Source organism: Baekduia sp. Peel2402 (assembly GCF_052567285.1).
This window is the reverse complement of record NZ_CP199582.1, coordinates 2578746-2591306: the sequence shown is the minus strand read 5'-3', so window position 1 is coordinate 2591306 and position 12561 is coordinate 2578746. Positions and strand designations below refer to the sequence as shown.

Below are 12561 nucleotides of genomic sequence, written 5' to 3'. Positions count from 1 at the left end.
GGCGCGTTGACGCTCTAAGAGAGCTCGTCGACCAGCCGCAGCAGGTCGAGCGGCGAGAACGGCTTGGTCAAGAAGAGGTCGGCGCCCGCGGTCCGCGCGCGCGTCTCGTTCTCCTGCGCGCCCGCCGCCGTCAGCATCACGATCGTCGCCTTCGATGCCGTGCCGTTGTCCAGCTCGCGGATGCGTCGGCAGGCCTCGATTCCGTCCATGCGCGGCATGTCGATGTCGAGGAAGACGACCTCGGGATGGACTTCGGCAGCCAGCTCGACCGCCTCGATCCCGTTGGCTGCCTCATGGAGCTTGAAGGAGGAGACGTCCTCGAGCGTGGTCGAGACCAGCTTGCGGATGAACGGGTCGTCGTCGACGATCAGGACGGAGCGCATGCCAGGGCCTCTAGCCGACCTCGAGCTGGATCGCGTCCAGCCGTGTCGGCGAGATCTCCATAAACGCGGTCACGACCTCGGGGTCGAACTGCGTGCCGCTCGACTCCTCGATCATCGCCCGTGCCTCGTCAATCGATGACGGCTGCCGATACGGCCGAACCGTGGTCAACGCGTCCAACACGTCGGCAACGGCGAACACGCGCGCGGCCAGCGGGATCAGGTCCCCGGCCAAACGGTCCGGGTAGCCGTCGCCGTCCCAGCGCTCGTGGTGGTGGCGGACGACCAGCTTGGCCTCGCCGAGGAAGTCGATCTCGCGCAGGATCTCCCAGCCGACGATCGGATGGCGCTCCATCAGCAACCGCTCCTCGGGCGTGAGCGGCTCCGGCTTCCACAGGATCGAGTCCGGCACGGCGACCTTTCCGACGTCGTGCAGCAGGAACCCGAACTCGACTTCAGGGTCGTCGGAGAACGGCGCGTCGAGCACGCGCGCAATCTCCATTCCATAGGCAGCGACCCGCTCTGCGTGCTTGCCTGTATAGGCATCGCGCGCTTCGACCGCGTTGCACAGCGCGCGCACCGTGGCCATGTAGGACCGCCGCAGCTCGTGTCGCCGCTCGCGCTCGCGCTTGAACGTCTCGCGCAAGTCGGCGGCGTAGCGCTCGAGCTGCTGCTCCTTCTCGGCTGCGGACCGCTCGACCGAGGCCAAACGCTCCTGCAACACCGAGACATCGGTGATGGTCCCCTTGCCAGGCATGTCCTCCACCGCGAGCCTACAAGTCCGCCGCCGCGGTCGGTTCCAAGAGCGCCAGGACCGCCGTCCCGGCGTCGGCGATCGCGATCGGCTCGGCATCCAGGCGAGCGAGCCCCGGAACGCCGTCGCCGTCGGCGCTGACGACCACCACGGACCGCCGCAGGCGACGCCCGCGCAGGTCCAGCCCGGCGATCGCCGCCTCGACGTCCGGCAGCCCGGCGTCGATCAGCGCGACCTCGAAGCGCCGCATCGCGCATAGCCGCGCGGCCTCCAAGGGAGAAGACGCCCACTCGTGCTCGATCGCCAGGTCGTCGAGCACCTGGCGCAGGTTCGTGCGCACGTCGGAGCGCCCGACGGCGATCACGCGCACGCGGCCCGCCATGACGGCGCTGCCCAGCGCGTCGGCGAGCTCCTCGGCGTCGATCGGCTTGGAGACGACCCACTCGCCGCTGAGCGCCTCGCGGCCGCTGAACACGGAGACCACGACCACCGGCAGGTCCGCCAGCCGCTCGTCGGCGCGCAGCTCGCGCAGGACCTCGAAGCCGCTCACGCCCGGCATCAGGACGTCGAGCGTCATCGCGTCGAAGTGCTCGGACCGCAGCGCGACGAGCGCCGCCTCGCCGTCGTGGACGATCTCGCAGTCGACCCCGAACGGCTCAAGCCGCTCGGCGATCAGCCGCGCGGTCTCGGGCTCGTCGTCGAGGACCAGGACGCGCTTGCCGCGCAGCGCGTCCGACGGCCGCGTCACGACGCCCGGGCCCGGCGCGGCCGGCAGCGTGACCGCGAACGTCGTGCCCTCGCCGTGCGTCGAGGAGACGTCGATCGTCCCGCCGTGCAGGTCGACCAAGGACTTCACGATCGACAACCCCAGACCCGTGCCCGGCGTGCCCGTCGATCCCGACCCGCGCGAGAACCGCTCGAAGACGTGCTCAAGCTCGGCCGGCGTCATCCCGCGGCCGGTGTCGGCGACCTCGATTCGCACGCCCGCCGGATGGCGCCCGGCGCGCAGGATCAGCGACCCGCCCTCGTCGGTGTACAAGTGGGCGTTGGTCACCAAGTTGGTCAACATCTGCCGCAGGCGCGTGGCGTCGGCCAGCACGCGCGGCGTGTCCGGCGAGACCTCGACGACCAAGTGCTGGTGCTTGGCGTCGATCCGCCCGCGCAGCAGCGTCGTGACGTCGTCCAGCACCTCGGCGACGTCGACCGGCCGGCGGTGGACCTCGACGCGGCCGGCCTCCAGCCGCGCGATGTCGAGCAAGTCGTTGACCAAGTCGACCAAGCGGTTGGTCGACACCAAGACGATGTCCAAGAACTCGCGCTGGCGGTCGTCGAGCCCCTCGCCCGCGCGCAGGAGCTCCACGAAGCCCTTGATCGACGTCAGCGGCGAGCGCAGCTCGTGCGAGGCGGTCGCCACGAACTCGCTCTTCAGGCGCTCCAGGCGCGCGCGCTCCGTGGCGTCGCGCAGCGTCCACACGACGCCGCCGTCGGCGTGCTCCTCCAGCCGCGCGGCGGTGACCGCCAGCGTGCGGCCGTCGTGCTCCAGCAAGACCTCGACGCCGCCGAGCGCCTCGTCGACCGTCGGCAGCGCGAGTCCCCCCACATCGGGTGGGTGGCCGACCTTGATCTCCGGCACCAGCCGCAGCGCGCGCGGGTTGGCCGAGGACACGAGGCCCTCGTCGTCGATGATCAGCAGGCCGTCGCCGAGCGACCGGACCGTGACCGCCAAGCGCCTTCGCTCCGCGTCGAGCTTCTCGTTGGCGAGCTCCAGGTCGGTGGCCATCGCGTTGAACGACCGCCCGAGCTCGCGCAGCTCGTCGGGGCCGGTGTCCTCGTTGACGCGCGCGGTGAGGTCGCCCTCGGAGAGACGGGCGCTGGCGTCCACCAGCGCCTCCAGCGGGCGCCGCACGCCGGCCAGCAACAGCGCGACGAGCGCGATCGCGCCCGCCAGCGCCAGCCCACCCGCCGCGGTGATCGAGGCCAGCGCCTGGCGCGAGTCGTCGCGGGCGCTGTCGTCGGCCTTATCGAGGCGCACGTCCTGGCGGCGCGACAGCTGGTTGATCGGCGCCCGGGCGGCCAGCGCCGCGCCCGCGGGCGCGTCCTTCTCCCGCAGGCGCTCCTGGGCGCGGCCGGCCTGGTCCACGAGCCGCACGGAGGCCGAGTCGCCCAGCGCGCGGCGGCGCGTGTTGGCCAGTTGCTGCTCGTAGGCGCGGCGCGCGCGACGGTCGGCCGTGGCGGTGCGCTGATCGGAGGGCAGACGCAGCGTCGCCTCCTCGACGACCGACGCGGCGAGCAGGTTCCCGGCGGCCGCCTTGACCTCGAAGGCCTCGGCCAGCTGATCCTCGTAGTGCTGTCGGGAGGAGTACAGCGCGCCCACGCCGAATCCCGCGATCGCCGTGAGAGCGATCGTCAATCCGAGAAGCGCCAGTTGGACCGAGCGCGCGATGGATAGCCGCCGCACGGGCGGGACGGTACCGCGCACTGGGGACGCGCGTGAGCGTTTCTTCAGACGGATCCTCCCGGTGGCGCTGGTCGGGATGGCCCTAACAGCGGTCGCCGTGGTCGGCGACGGGGGCGTCTCGCGCGCGCACTACCTGCGTCAGCTGGTGTTCGGGCCGGCCGGGCCGGGCGGGGCGCAGTCGTCGCAGCCGGCGGCGCACCGGCGCCACGACGCCGGGCTCGTGGTCCCGGCGATCCCTTCGAGCAGCACCGAACGGCGCTGAGGAGCGCGCCCGGCGCGGCGCGCATGGGACGATCCGCCGCGCATGGCCATCGCCCTCGCTCTCGCCGCCGCGGCTTCGTGGGGGCTCGCCGACTTCCTCGCCGGGCTCGCCAGCCGGCGTGTGAACGTGCCGGTGGTGCTGTTCCTGGTCGAGGGCGGCGGGCTGGTCGTGATCGTGGCGATCGCGCTGCTCAGCCACGAGCCGTTCTTCTCCGACGCGCGCGACTTCTGGTCGGCGACGGCCGGCGGGCTGTCGGGCGTCTTGGCGCTCGGCTGCTTCTACGCCGCGCTGTCGATCGGGACGATGAGCGTCGTCGCCCCGATCTCCTCGGCGGGCGTCGCGCTGCCGGTCATCGTCGGGGTGATCACCGGAGACCGGCCGTCGGCGGTGAGCGCGCTGGGGCTGGTGGCGATCGTCGCGGGCGTGGTTCTCGCCTCGCGCGAGCAGCACGACGACGCGGCCCAAGCGGCGGCGTCGCGGCGCGCGATCATCCTGGCGTTGATCAGCGCGGTCGGCTTCGGCGGCTTCTTCGCGCTGACCGACGCGCCGGCCGATGCGTCGGTGCCGTGGACGCTGGTGCTCGCCCGCGGCGCGGCGATGCCGTTCATCGCGGCCGTGATCGCGGTGCGGCGGCCGACGCTGCCCAGCGGGCGCATGGCGCTGGGGCTGTGCGCGGTCGGGACGATCGACCTGATGGCGACGGCGCTGGTGGCGATCGCCAACACCAAGGGCGACCTCAGCGTCGTCTCGGTGCTCGGCGGCATGTACCCCGTGATGACCGTGCTGCTGGCCGCCGTGGTGCTGAAGGAGCGCGTCGCGCCGCCGCAGATGCTCGGGATCGCGCTGGCCTTGGGCGGCGTCGCGGCGGTCGCGGCCGGATGACGACGGCCGCCGCCACGTTCACGTTCGCCCCGCTACAGATCGCGCCCGCGGTCGTGACGGCGGCGCTGTACTGGCGACGCGCCCGGACGCTGAGCGGGACCCCGCGGGCCGTCCCGGTCGCCAAGCAGGTCGCGTTCTACTCCGGCCTCGCGCTGATCGTGATGGTCTTGGTCTCGCCGCTGGCGTCGCTGGCTGAGGAGGTCTTCTGGGCGCACATGGTCGAGCACCTCGTGATCGCCGACCTAGGCGCGCTGCTGGTCGTGGTCGGCCTGACCGGACCGGTGCTCGCGCCGGTCATGCGGATCAACCTGTTCGACAAGCTGCGCGTGCTCGCGCACCCGCTGGTGGCGCTGCCGCTGTGGGCGATCGACCTGGTGGCCTGGCACATCCCCGCGCTGCACGAGGCCGCGCTGCACCACGACGGCGTCCACGCGCTCCAGCATTTGTGCTTCATCTTCTTCGGCGCGAACGTGTGGATGTGCCTGTTCGGACCGCTGCCCAAGCCGACGTGGTTCGGCACGGGCTGGAAGGCCGGGTACATCATCGCCGTGCGCCTGGTCGGCGCCGCGCTGGCCAACGCGTTCCTATTCGGCGGCGGCGCTTTTTACTCCGCGTATGCGCCGGGCGAGGCGCTGCACGGGATCTCGCCGGGCGACGACCAGGTCGTCGCGGGCTCGATCATGATGGTCGAAGAGTCGCTGCTGACGATCGGGCTCTTCTGCTGGCTGTTCCTGCGCGCCGCGCGGGAGAACGACGAGCGCCAGGAGCTGCTCGACCTCGCGACCGCACGCGGGGTGCCGCTGACGACCGACCGCGCGGCGCGCGCCGTGGCGGCGGGACGCGGTGCCGAGCTGCGGGCGCGGATCGAGCGCTCCGTCTCGACTTCAGGCCCTCCTGGGGCCACAAGTCCAGACGAAGGCGGTTAGGCGGCGGCGGCTCGGGGCGTCGATGGCGTCAGCGCGGCCCGACTGGGTGGCGCTCCCTGTCATGGGAGGGCACCGAGGGAGTGAAGCCGGGTTGGCGTGGCCACCGCTGGTCGTCGTCCGCGGGCGCGGTGCCGGGCTCGGGAGGGTTCGGGCCCGAATGGCGACACCAGGAGCGTGTCCTCATCGGTCTCGTGGCGGTTCGGTCCCGAATCGCCCCCTGGAGCCCGGCGCGGCGCGCGCGGACGACCCGGGGCGGTGGCCACGCCAACCCGGCTTCACTCCCTCGATGCCTCGCCCAACATAAGGAGCGCCGCCCTAGACGCTCCGCACTGAGGCGCAATCAGCGCCTAGGCCGCCGCGGGGAGGTCAACGTCGGCGTCGGCCGCATCGTCGTCGCCGTCGACCACGATCCGGTTGCGCCCCTCGCGCTTGGCGCGCAGCAGCGCCGCGTCGGCGTGCTGGAAGAGGGACTCCCAGGCGATCGCATAACCACGCGCGGCCGCGACGCCGCCGGAGACCGTGATGGCGACGCCGCCGGGGCGCGCCTCCTCGATCGACTCGCGCTGGCGCTGGGCGATCTCCAGGGCCTCGGTGACCCCGACGCCGGGCAGGAGCACGCAGAACTCCTCGCCGCCGAGGCGGTAGACGAGGTCCTCGGCGCGCAGGTGGCGGCGCAGCAGCGCGGCGGTGTCGCGCAGGACGGCGTCGCCGCGGTCGTGGCCGAGGTCGTCGTTGACCGACTTGAAGCGGTCGAGGTCGTAGACGACGAGCGCGATCGAGCTGCCGGTCACGCGGGCTTGGGAGCGCAGCTCGTCGAAGCGCGACGCCAGCGAGGCACGGTTGTGCAGGCCGGTGAGGTGATCGACGCGGGCGTCCTCGCGCAGCGCCATCTCGGTGTCGCTCAGCGAGAGCGTGAAGACGACGACGCCGATCACCAGCGCGCAGGTGACGAGCACGAGCGACGGGTCCTCGGCGAACGAGCCCGGGTCGACCGCGACCGAGCCGAGCAGCAGGATCGCCAGCGTCGCGGTGAGGCCGGCGACCACGACCGGCCGCCGGAAGCGGTTGGCCATCAGGATCGCGGGCAGCGCGACGAGCACGAGCATCGGCGACTGCGGCCCGCCGGACGTGGCCGCGCCGGCCGTGGCGAAGATCGCGGTGGAGAGGAACGAGGCCGCGACGTAGCGCTCGGGTCGCGCGCTGCGCGCGACGCGCCGGTCCAGCGTGGCGACCTGCAACGCGGAGAGCGCGCCGAAGATCGACGGCCACCAGCCGACGAACGGGCCCGCGGTCGCCGTGGCCACGGCGACCAGCAGCGACACCCAGACGCGCGTGAGCCGCACGAGCGAACCCGCTTCGAGCATGCGCGCGCGGTCCGCCTCCGTCGGACACAGCCAAGACCCAGTCGACCTCTCCATCCCCTCGTGCGATCGGCCGATGGCCACCTGGCTTGAGCGCCGCCGTTTGACTGCCTGTCAGGTCGGGGACGTCAACTGAGACATGACCACCCGATTCCTCAAGCAAGTTCGCCAGTTCGCACAGGGTCCGGAGGGTCAGCGCCTGACCCAGGAGGCCAAGCGCCTCGCCAAGGATCCCCGCACCCGCGCCCGCATCGACGAGGCCCGCAAGCGCCTCTCGCACCCGCGCGGAAAGCCCAGCCGTACGGCATGATCGGCGCATGGCGCTGATCCTCTCGCTGGCGATCGCCGTTCTGCTCATCTTCCTGGTCGTGCGCGCACGACCCGGCGACCGCCGCGGAGCGACCCGCACGCGCAGCGGCAGCGACGGCGGCGCTGGATTCCCGTTCTTCGGTGGCGGCGACTAGCCCGCCCGTAGCGCCTAGGCCGCGCGCAGCGGCAGGCCCAGGAGGACCTCGAGGCGGCCGATCGTCGCGCCCGGCTCGCCGTGTAGGACGGTCGCCATGCCCAGCTCGGCGGCGGGCTTGAGGTTGAAGGGGAGGTCGTCGACGAAGACGCAGGCCTCCGGCGGCAGGCCGACGCGCTCGGCGCCCAAGAGGTACATCCTGGGGTCGGGCTTGCGGAAGCCCTCGATCCCTGAGATCACGGTCGCGTCGAAGAGCTCCTCGACCACCTCGCGCGGGTAGCGGTCCGCGCCCCAGGAGTTCGACACCATCGCGGTCTTGATCCCCGCGGCCCGGGCGCGGCGGACCATGTCCACCATGTCGGTCTCCAGCGACGCGCCGGCCATCAGCCCGTCGATCAGGCCCTCGGCGCGCTCGGGCGGCAGGCCCAGCGTGGCGGCCAGCGCCAGCGCGAAGGCGTCGTCCTCCAGCCGGCCCTCCTCGAAGGCGATCAGCGCCTCGCGCGCGGCGGGGTCCGACCGGAACGCGTTGCCCAGCACCTCGGCCTCCAACCCTTCGGCTGCGCAGAACGCGCCGAACGCCGTGAACAGGTTGGTGGTCATGACGCCGCCCCAGTCAATGAGGAGGCCGCGGTGCGGGGCGAGCGCCTCACTCCCCACGGGTCAGCCCCTCCGCGCGCTGCGCCAGCTCGATCACGCCGTCGCCGAAGGCCTTCAAGTACGGGTCGTCGCTCATGCCCGACGACGCGCGCTTGTAGTTGCCCTCCATGAAGACGATCGACTTCCACAGCGCGAGCGTCTGGTACCAGCGGATGTCGGTCATCGAGCGCCCAGACTTCTCCTCATACCGCGCGACCAGCTCGGCGCGCGTCGGCCAGCCGTCCTGGCGCGTGACCGGCGACAGCTCGAACTTGCCCACCGGCGGATCGTCCTGCTGGACGTAGAGCGTGCAGAAGTACCCCAGGTCGGCGAGCGGGTCGCCGATCGTCGACATCTCCCAGTCGAGGATCGCCGCGATCCGCGACGGCGGCTCGGGCGCCAGCAGCACGTTGCCCAGGCGGTAGTCGCCGTGGACGATCGTCGCGGGCGGCGAGGCCGGCAGGTTGGTCTTCAGCCACTCGCCGACGCTCTCGACCGCCGGGATCTCGCGCGTCTTGTTGTGGTCCCACAGCCCGAGGAAGCGCCGCAGCTGGCGCTCCAGGTAGCCGTCGGGCTTGCCGAAGCCCTCCAGCCCGGCCGCGCGCCAGTCGACCCCATGCACTTCGACCAAGGCATCGATCAACTCATAGGCCGTGCGCTGTCGCTCCTCCGGCGTGTCCAGCTCCTCCGGCATCGCCATCGTGACGACGTGGCCCTCGACCATCTCCATCACGTAGAACGGCGCGCCGATCACGCTCTCGTCCTCGCAGACCGCCAACACGCGAGGCACCCGTGCACGACCCTCCAGCCCGCGCAGGACGCGCGCCTCGCGGAGCATGTCGTTGGCCGACGGCGGGATCGGCGGCCGCGGCGGGCGCCGCAGCACAAACCGGATGTCGCCGCGCTCGAACAGGTACGTGGCGTTGGAATGGCCGTCGCCGATCGCGCTGATCGACGGCTCGCCTTCACCGAGGCCGGCCTCATCCAAGAACGACAACAACGGGTCGAGCACCAACAACGGCGGTCGTCCGTCCGCGGGCACCTCGTCGAACGTGCGGACGATGTCGTCCGCGGCGATCTCGAACGGCATCAGCCTAGGTCCCCCGTCGCCGCCTTCGTGGACTCGCCGGTCATCGCCAGCTTCAACAGCTCGCGCGCGATCGTCATGCGGTGCACCTCCGAGGCGCCGTCGTAGATGCGCGCCGCGCGCGCGTCCTGGTAGATCCTGCCCACCGGCAGGTCGAGCGCGATCCCCGCCGCGCCGTGGATCTGCACGGCGCGGTCGGCGATGCGGCCGAAGGCCTCCGACACGAAGGTCTTGGTCATCGCGACCTCCTGGCGGTGAGGGAGGCCGTTCTCCAACTTGTAGGCCGTATGCAAGACCATCAGGCGTGAGGCGTACAGGTCGATCGCCGAGTCGGCGATCATCGCCTGCAACATCTGGTGGCGCGCCAGCTCCTTGCCGAACGCCTTGCGCTCCAACAGCCGCTTGGTCGCCAGGTCCAGCGCGCGCTGCGACATCCCGATCCAGCGCATCGAGTGCGCCAGCCGGCCGCCGGCCAGGCGCTTCTGGGCGATGACGAAGCCCTCGCCGCGGCCGCCGAGCAGGTTGTCGACCGGGACGCGCACGTCGGTCAGCGTGATGATCGGATGGCCGCCGGGCGAGTGCGAGCCCATCCACTCCGGGTCGCGCTCGACGGCCCAGCCTGGCGTGTCGGTCGGGACGAGGATCAACGAGTAGTTGCGATGGCCGGCCGCGGAGTCGTCACCCGTCTTGGCCACGACGATCGAGAACGCCGCGCCGATCGCGCCGGTGATGCACCACTTGCGCCCGTTGATCACCCACTCGCTGCCGTCATCCGAAAGCACCGCGGACGTTTCCAAGTTGGTGGGGTCGCTCGACGCGACCTCCGGCTCGGTCATCGCAAAGCACGACCGGATCGAGCCCTCGGCCAGCGGGCGCAGCCAGCGCTCCTTCTGCGCCTCGGTCCCGGCCAGCAGCAAGGTGTGCATGTTGCCCTCGTCGGGCGCCATGCAGTTCATGCCCAGCGCGCCCAGCGGCGCCGTCCCCAGCTCCTGGCTGATCAAGGCCATGCCCAACGGCCCGATGCCCAGGCCGCCGTACTCCTCGGGCAGGTGCGGGGTGAAGATCCCGCGCTCACGCGCCCGGTCGCGCAGGCGCTCGACCACGTCCCACGACGCGAGCACGTCGTCGGGGTCGGCGACGTCGGCCTCGGCCGGCAGCACGTCCTCTGAGATGTAGGCCTTGACGCGGGCGAGCAGCTCTTGCAGCTCGTCCGGCACGGTGAAGTCGATCACAACATGTCCTCCAACAACGAACGGAACCTGGACACCCACCGCCGCTGCTGCGACGGGGGCTCCAGCTGCTGGGTCAGGAAGCCCTCGAGGGCGGCGTTGACCGTCAGCCCGAGCGCCTCGGCGTCGAGCGTGGGTCGGATCGAGCCGTCGTGCTGACCCTGGCGCACGAGGTCGATCATGAAGTCGCGTTGGCTGCGCTGCATCCGCCGCGCGATGTCGGCGAGCTGCGGGCGGTCGGAGACCGCGGACAGGTGCAACGTGGTGAGCAGTCGGTAGAACGGCGTGCGCGAGGTGTACAGGCGGGTGGAGGCGTCGACCAGCGACAACAGCCGCGCGTGCCCGTCGCCGTCAGACGACGCGGTGACGATGCGGTCCGCGTGGCGACGGATCGCCTCCTTGTAGACCGCCTCGACGAGCCCGTCCTTTGACCCGAAGTGGTGGTAGAGCGCGCCCTTGGTGACGCCGACGTCCGCGGCGACCGTCTCGAACGAGACGCCCAGGCCGTCGGCCGCGAAGCGCTCGATGGCGGCGTCGATCAGCGCGGCGCGCGTGGCCTCGGCAGCGGCGGCTCGGGTTGCCATACCTACCCGAAGGTATGCGAAACAGGAATCTCATGCAAGCCTCACGACAGCGCCACGCAACTTCTCTCGTCGCTAGCGTGTCCTCCTCACGTGATGACCTCCCCGCTCCGCCGCCCCCTCCCCACAGCGCTGCTCGCGCTGACCGCCCTGCTCCTGGCCGCCTTCGCGCATGCGCCCGCCGCGCACGCCAGCAAGACCCAGGAGGTCACCTTCGAGGCGCCGCGCGACCTCTTCGACACCGACAAGCGCGCCGCCGCCTTCGACGAGATCGGCTCGCTCGGCGCACACGCGCTGCGGATCGTCCTGTACTGGCAGGACGTCGCCCCCGAGGCGACCTCGCGCGTCAAGCCCAAGCTCGACATGGCCGACCCGTCGGTCTACAACTGGTCCAAGTACCAGCCGGTGCTCGACGAGGCCAAGGCCCGCGGCTGGACCGTGCAGGTCACCGCGTCCGGCCCGGTGCCGCAGTGGGCGACCAACGGCGCGCGCGACAACGTCACGCGTCCGAGCCCCAACGAGTTCCGCATGTTCATGACCGCGTTGTCCAAGCACTTCGGCAACGAGGTCTCGCGGTGGTCGATCTGGAACGAGCCCAACCACCCGCAGTTCTTGCAGCCGCAGTACGACTCCAAGCAGCGCCCGGTCTCGCCGGGGATTTACCGCGGCCTCTACGCCGCCGCGCTGCGCGGTCTGGCCGCGGCCGGCGACACCAAGCCCGTGCTCATGGGCGAGACCGCGCCGACCGGCACCGGCAAGGACGTCGCACCGCTGACGTTCCTGCGCGGCGCGTTGTGCCTGAACAGCAACTACAAGAAGGTCGGCGGCTGCTCCAAGCTGCGCGTCGACGGCTACGCCCATCACGCCTACACCAACAAGAGCGGCCCGCTGTTCAAGTCGCCCGGCCCCAACAACGTGATGATCGGGACGCTGTCGCGCCTGGTCAGCGCGCTCGACAAGGCGGGCAAGGCCGGCGTGGTGAACAAGTCGCTGCCGATCTACCTGACCGAGTTCGGCATCCAGTCCACGCCGGACCCGGTCTTCGGCGTCAGCCTCCAGCGCCAGGCCGAGTACCGCTCGTTCTCGGAGCGCATCGCCTATTACAACTCGCGCGTGAAGGCGTTCTCGCAGTACCTGCTGACCGACGACGAGCCGGTCAAGGGCGCGACGGGCAGCGCGAAGTACGGCGGCTTCGAGTCCGGCTTGCGGACCTCCTCCGGCAAGGCCAAGCCCGCGCTGGACGGCTTCCGCCTCCCGCTCGTCGCCAAGAAGTCTGGCTCCTCTACCAAGGTCTCGCTCTGGGGCCTCGTGCGCCCGGCGACCGCCGTCACGAAGGTCACGGTCCAGCAGCGCAGCTCGTCGTCGGGGTCGTTCAAGACCCTCAAGACGGTCACGACCAACGCCACCGGCGCCTGGACCTCGACCGCCACGCGCGGCACCTCCTCACGCGAGTGGCGCGTGAAGTGGACCGACGGCAACGGCAAGACCTGGACCGGTCCCGCCACCCGCTCGCTGGGCTGACCGGCGCGCGAGTAGTTAGGG

The 12561-nt window shown here is 71.4% G+C and carries 14 protein-coding genes; 6 read left to right on the top strand and 8 right to left on the bottom strand.

Translation table 11 applies throughout. The features are described 5' to 3' along the window. Positions 1-14: 14 nt before the first annotated feature. The 3 genes from ACT01A_RS12700 to ACT01A_RS12690 are packed head-to-tail and all read right to left on the bottom strand — an operon-like array spanning position 15 to position 3544. A complete protein-coding gene (locus ACT01A_RS12700; protein WP_445152624.1) occupies positions 15-383 on the bottom strand; it encodes a response regulator in 369 nt (122 codons plus the stop codon). A gap of 10 nt (positions 384-393) precedes the next feature. Then, positions 394-1137, bottom strand: coding sequence for an HD-GYP domain-containing protein (locus ACT01A_RS12695; RefSeq protein WP_445152824.1), 744 nt, complete (start codon positions 1135-1137; stop codon positions 394-396). A 16-nt stretch (positions 1138-1153) separates the two neighbouring features. Continuing rightward, positions 1154-3544 carry an ATP-binding protein gene (locus ACT01A_RS12690; protein ID WP_445152623.1) on the bottom strand — a complete coding sequence of 797 codons (2391 nt, stop codon included), beginning with the start codon at positions 3542-3544 and terminating at the stop codon, positions 1154-1156. A gap of 124 nt (positions 3545-3668) precedes the next feature. On the opposite strand from ACT01A_RS12690, the gene ACT01A_RS12685 reads away from it, so the two are divergent. From ACT01A_RS12685 to ACT01A_RS12675, 3 genes are read left to right on the top strand one after another with little or no spacing between them, the layout of a single operon-like run. Next, positions 3669-3854, top strand: coding sequence for a hypothetical protein (locus ACT01A_RS12685; RefSeq protein ID WP_445152622.1), 186 nt, complete (start codon positions 3669-3671; stop codon positions 3852-3854). A 42-nt stretch (positions 3855-3896) separates the two neighbouring features. Further along, entirely contained in the window at positions 3897-4736 is an 840-nt protein-coding gene (locus ACT01A_RS12680) for an EamA family transporter (RefSeq protein ID WP_445152621.1), read from the top strand. Continuing rightward, a complete protein-coding gene (locus ACT01A_RS12675) occupies positions 4733-5662 on the top strand; it encodes a cytochrome c oxidase assembly protein (RefSeq protein WP_445152620.1) in 930 nt (309 codons plus the stop codon). Before ACT01A_RS12680 ends, ACT01A_RS12675 begins: the two co-directional genes overlap by 4 nt. 347 nt (positions 5663-6009) lie before the next feature. Here the strand turns inward: ACT01A_RS12675 and ACT01A_RS12670 are convergent, their stop codons facing one another. Further along, positions 6010-7026, bottom strand: a complete 1017-nt coding sequence (locus ACT01A_RS12670; protein WP_445152619.1) for a diguanylate cyclase — start codon at positions 7024-7026, stop codon at positions 6010-6012. Positions 7027-7162: 136 nt separating this feature from the next. On the opposite strand from ACT01A_RS12670, the gene ACT01A_RS12665 reads away from it, so the two are divergent. Both ACT01A_RS12665 and ACT01A_RS12660 read left to right on the top strand, forming a co-directional pair. Next, positions 7163-7333, top strand: a complete 171-nt coding sequence (locus ACT01A_RS12665; RefSeq protein WP_445152618.1) for a hypothetical protein — start codon at positions 7163-7165, stop codon at positions 7331-7333. 7 nt (positions 7334-7340) lie between these two features. Beyond that, positions 7341-7487, top strand: a complete 147-nt coding sequence (locus ACT01A_RS12660; protein ID WP_445152617.1) for a hypothetical protein — start codon at positions 7341-7343, stop codon at positions 7485-7487. A gap of 14 nt (positions 7488-7501) precedes the next feature. Here ACT01A_RS12660 and ACT01A_RS12655 read toward each other — a convergent pair whose 3' ends face one another. The 4 genes from ACT01A_RS12655 to ACT01A_RS12640 are packed head-to-tail and all read right to left on the bottom strand — an operon-like array spanning position 7502 to position 11022. Then, positions 7502-8086: an HAD-IA family hydrolase gene (locus ACT01A_RS12655; protein WP_445152616.1), complete on the bottom strand. Its 585-nt coding sequence runs from the start codon at positions 8084-8086 to the stop codon at positions 7502-7504. Positions 8087-8132: 46 nt separating this feature from the next. Further along, positions 8133-9212 (bottom strand): phosphotransferase family protein, encoded by a 1080-nt coding sequence (locus ACT01A_RS12650; RefSeq protein ID WP_445152615.1) that lies wholly within the window; start codon positions 9210-9212, stop codon positions 8133-8135. Further along, on the bottom strand, positions 9212-10441 hold the full coding sequence (locus ACT01A_RS12645) for an acyl-CoA dehydrogenase family protein (RefSeq protein ID WP_445152614.1): 1230 nt from the start codon (positions 10439-10441) through the stop codon (positions 9212-9214). Before ACT01A_RS12645 ends, ACT01A_RS12650 begins: the two co-directional genes overlap by 1 nt. Then, positions 10438-11022 carry a TetR/AcrR family transcriptional regulator gene (locus ACT01A_RS12640; protein WP_445152613.1) on the bottom strand — a complete coding sequence of 195 codons (585 nt, stop codon included), beginning with the start codon at positions 11020-11022 and terminating at the stop codon, positions 10438-10440. Before ACT01A_RS12640 ends, ACT01A_RS12645 begins: the two co-directional genes overlap by 4 nt. A gap of 93 nt (positions 11023-11115) precedes the next feature. Here ACT01A_RS12640 and ACT01A_RS12635 point away from each other — a divergent pair, with 93 nt between their 5' ends. Continuing rightward, positions 11116-12540, top strand: a complete 1425-nt coding sequence (locus ACT01A_RS12635; protein ID WP_445152612.1) for a hypothetical protein — start codon at positions 11116-11118, stop codon at positions 12538-12540. The last annotated feature ends 21 nt before the right edge of the window (positions 12541-12561 follow it).

Excerpts from the sequence above, each read along its gene's own strand:
- ACT01A_RS12700 (WP_445152624.1), bottom strand. The coding sequence starts at position 383 with ATGCGCTCCGTCCTGATCGTCGACGACGACCCGTTCATCCGCAAGCTG.
- ACT01A_RS12695 (WP_445152824.1), bottom strand. The coding sequence starts at position 1,137 with ATGCCTGGCAAGGGGACCATCACCGATGTCTCGGTGTTGCAGGAGCGT.
- ACT01A_RS12685 (WP_445152622.1), top strand. The coding sequence starts at position 3,669 with ATGGCCCTAACAGCGGTCGCCGTGGTCGGCGACGGGGGCGTCTCGCGC.
- ACT01A_RS12680 (WP_445152621.1), top strand. The coding sequence starts at position 3,897 with ATGGCCATCGCCCTCGCTCTCGCCGCCGCGGCTTCGTGGGGGCTCGCC.
- ACT01A_RS12675 (WP_445152620.1), top strand. The coding sequence starts at position 4,733 with ATGACGACGGCCGCCGCCACGTTCACGTTCGCCCCGCTACAGATCGCG.
- ACT01A_RS12670 (WP_445152619.1), bottom strand. The coding sequence starts at position 7,026 with ATGCTCGAAGCGGGTTCGCTCGTGCGGCTCACGCGCGTCTGGGTGTCG.
- ACT01A_RS12665 (WP_445152618.1), top strand. The coding sequence starts at position 7,163 with ATGACCACCCGATTCCTCAAGCAAGTTCGCCAGTTCGCACAGGGTCCG.
- ACT01A_RS12660 (WP_445152617.1), top strand. The coding sequence starts at position 7,341 with ATGGCGCTGATCCTCTCGCTGGCGATCGCCGTTCTGCTCATCTTCCTG.
- ACT01A_RS12655 (WP_445152616.1), bottom strand. The coding sequence starts at position 8,086 with ATGACCACCAACCTGTTCACGGCGTTCGGCGCGTTCTGCGCAGCCGAA.
- ACT01A_RS12650 (WP_445152615.1), bottom strand. The coding sequence starts at position 9,212 with ATGCCGTTCGAGATCGCCGCGGACGACATCGTCCGCACGTTCGACGAG.
- ACT01A_RS12640 (WP_445152613.1), bottom strand. The coding sequence starts at position 11,022 with ATGGCAACCCGAGCCGCCGCTGCCGAGGCCACGCGCGCCGCGCTGATC.
- ACT01A_RS12635 (WP_445152612.1), top strand. The coding sequence starts at position 11,116 with ATGACCTCCCCGCTCCGCCGCCCCCTCCCCACAGCGCTGCTCGCGCTG.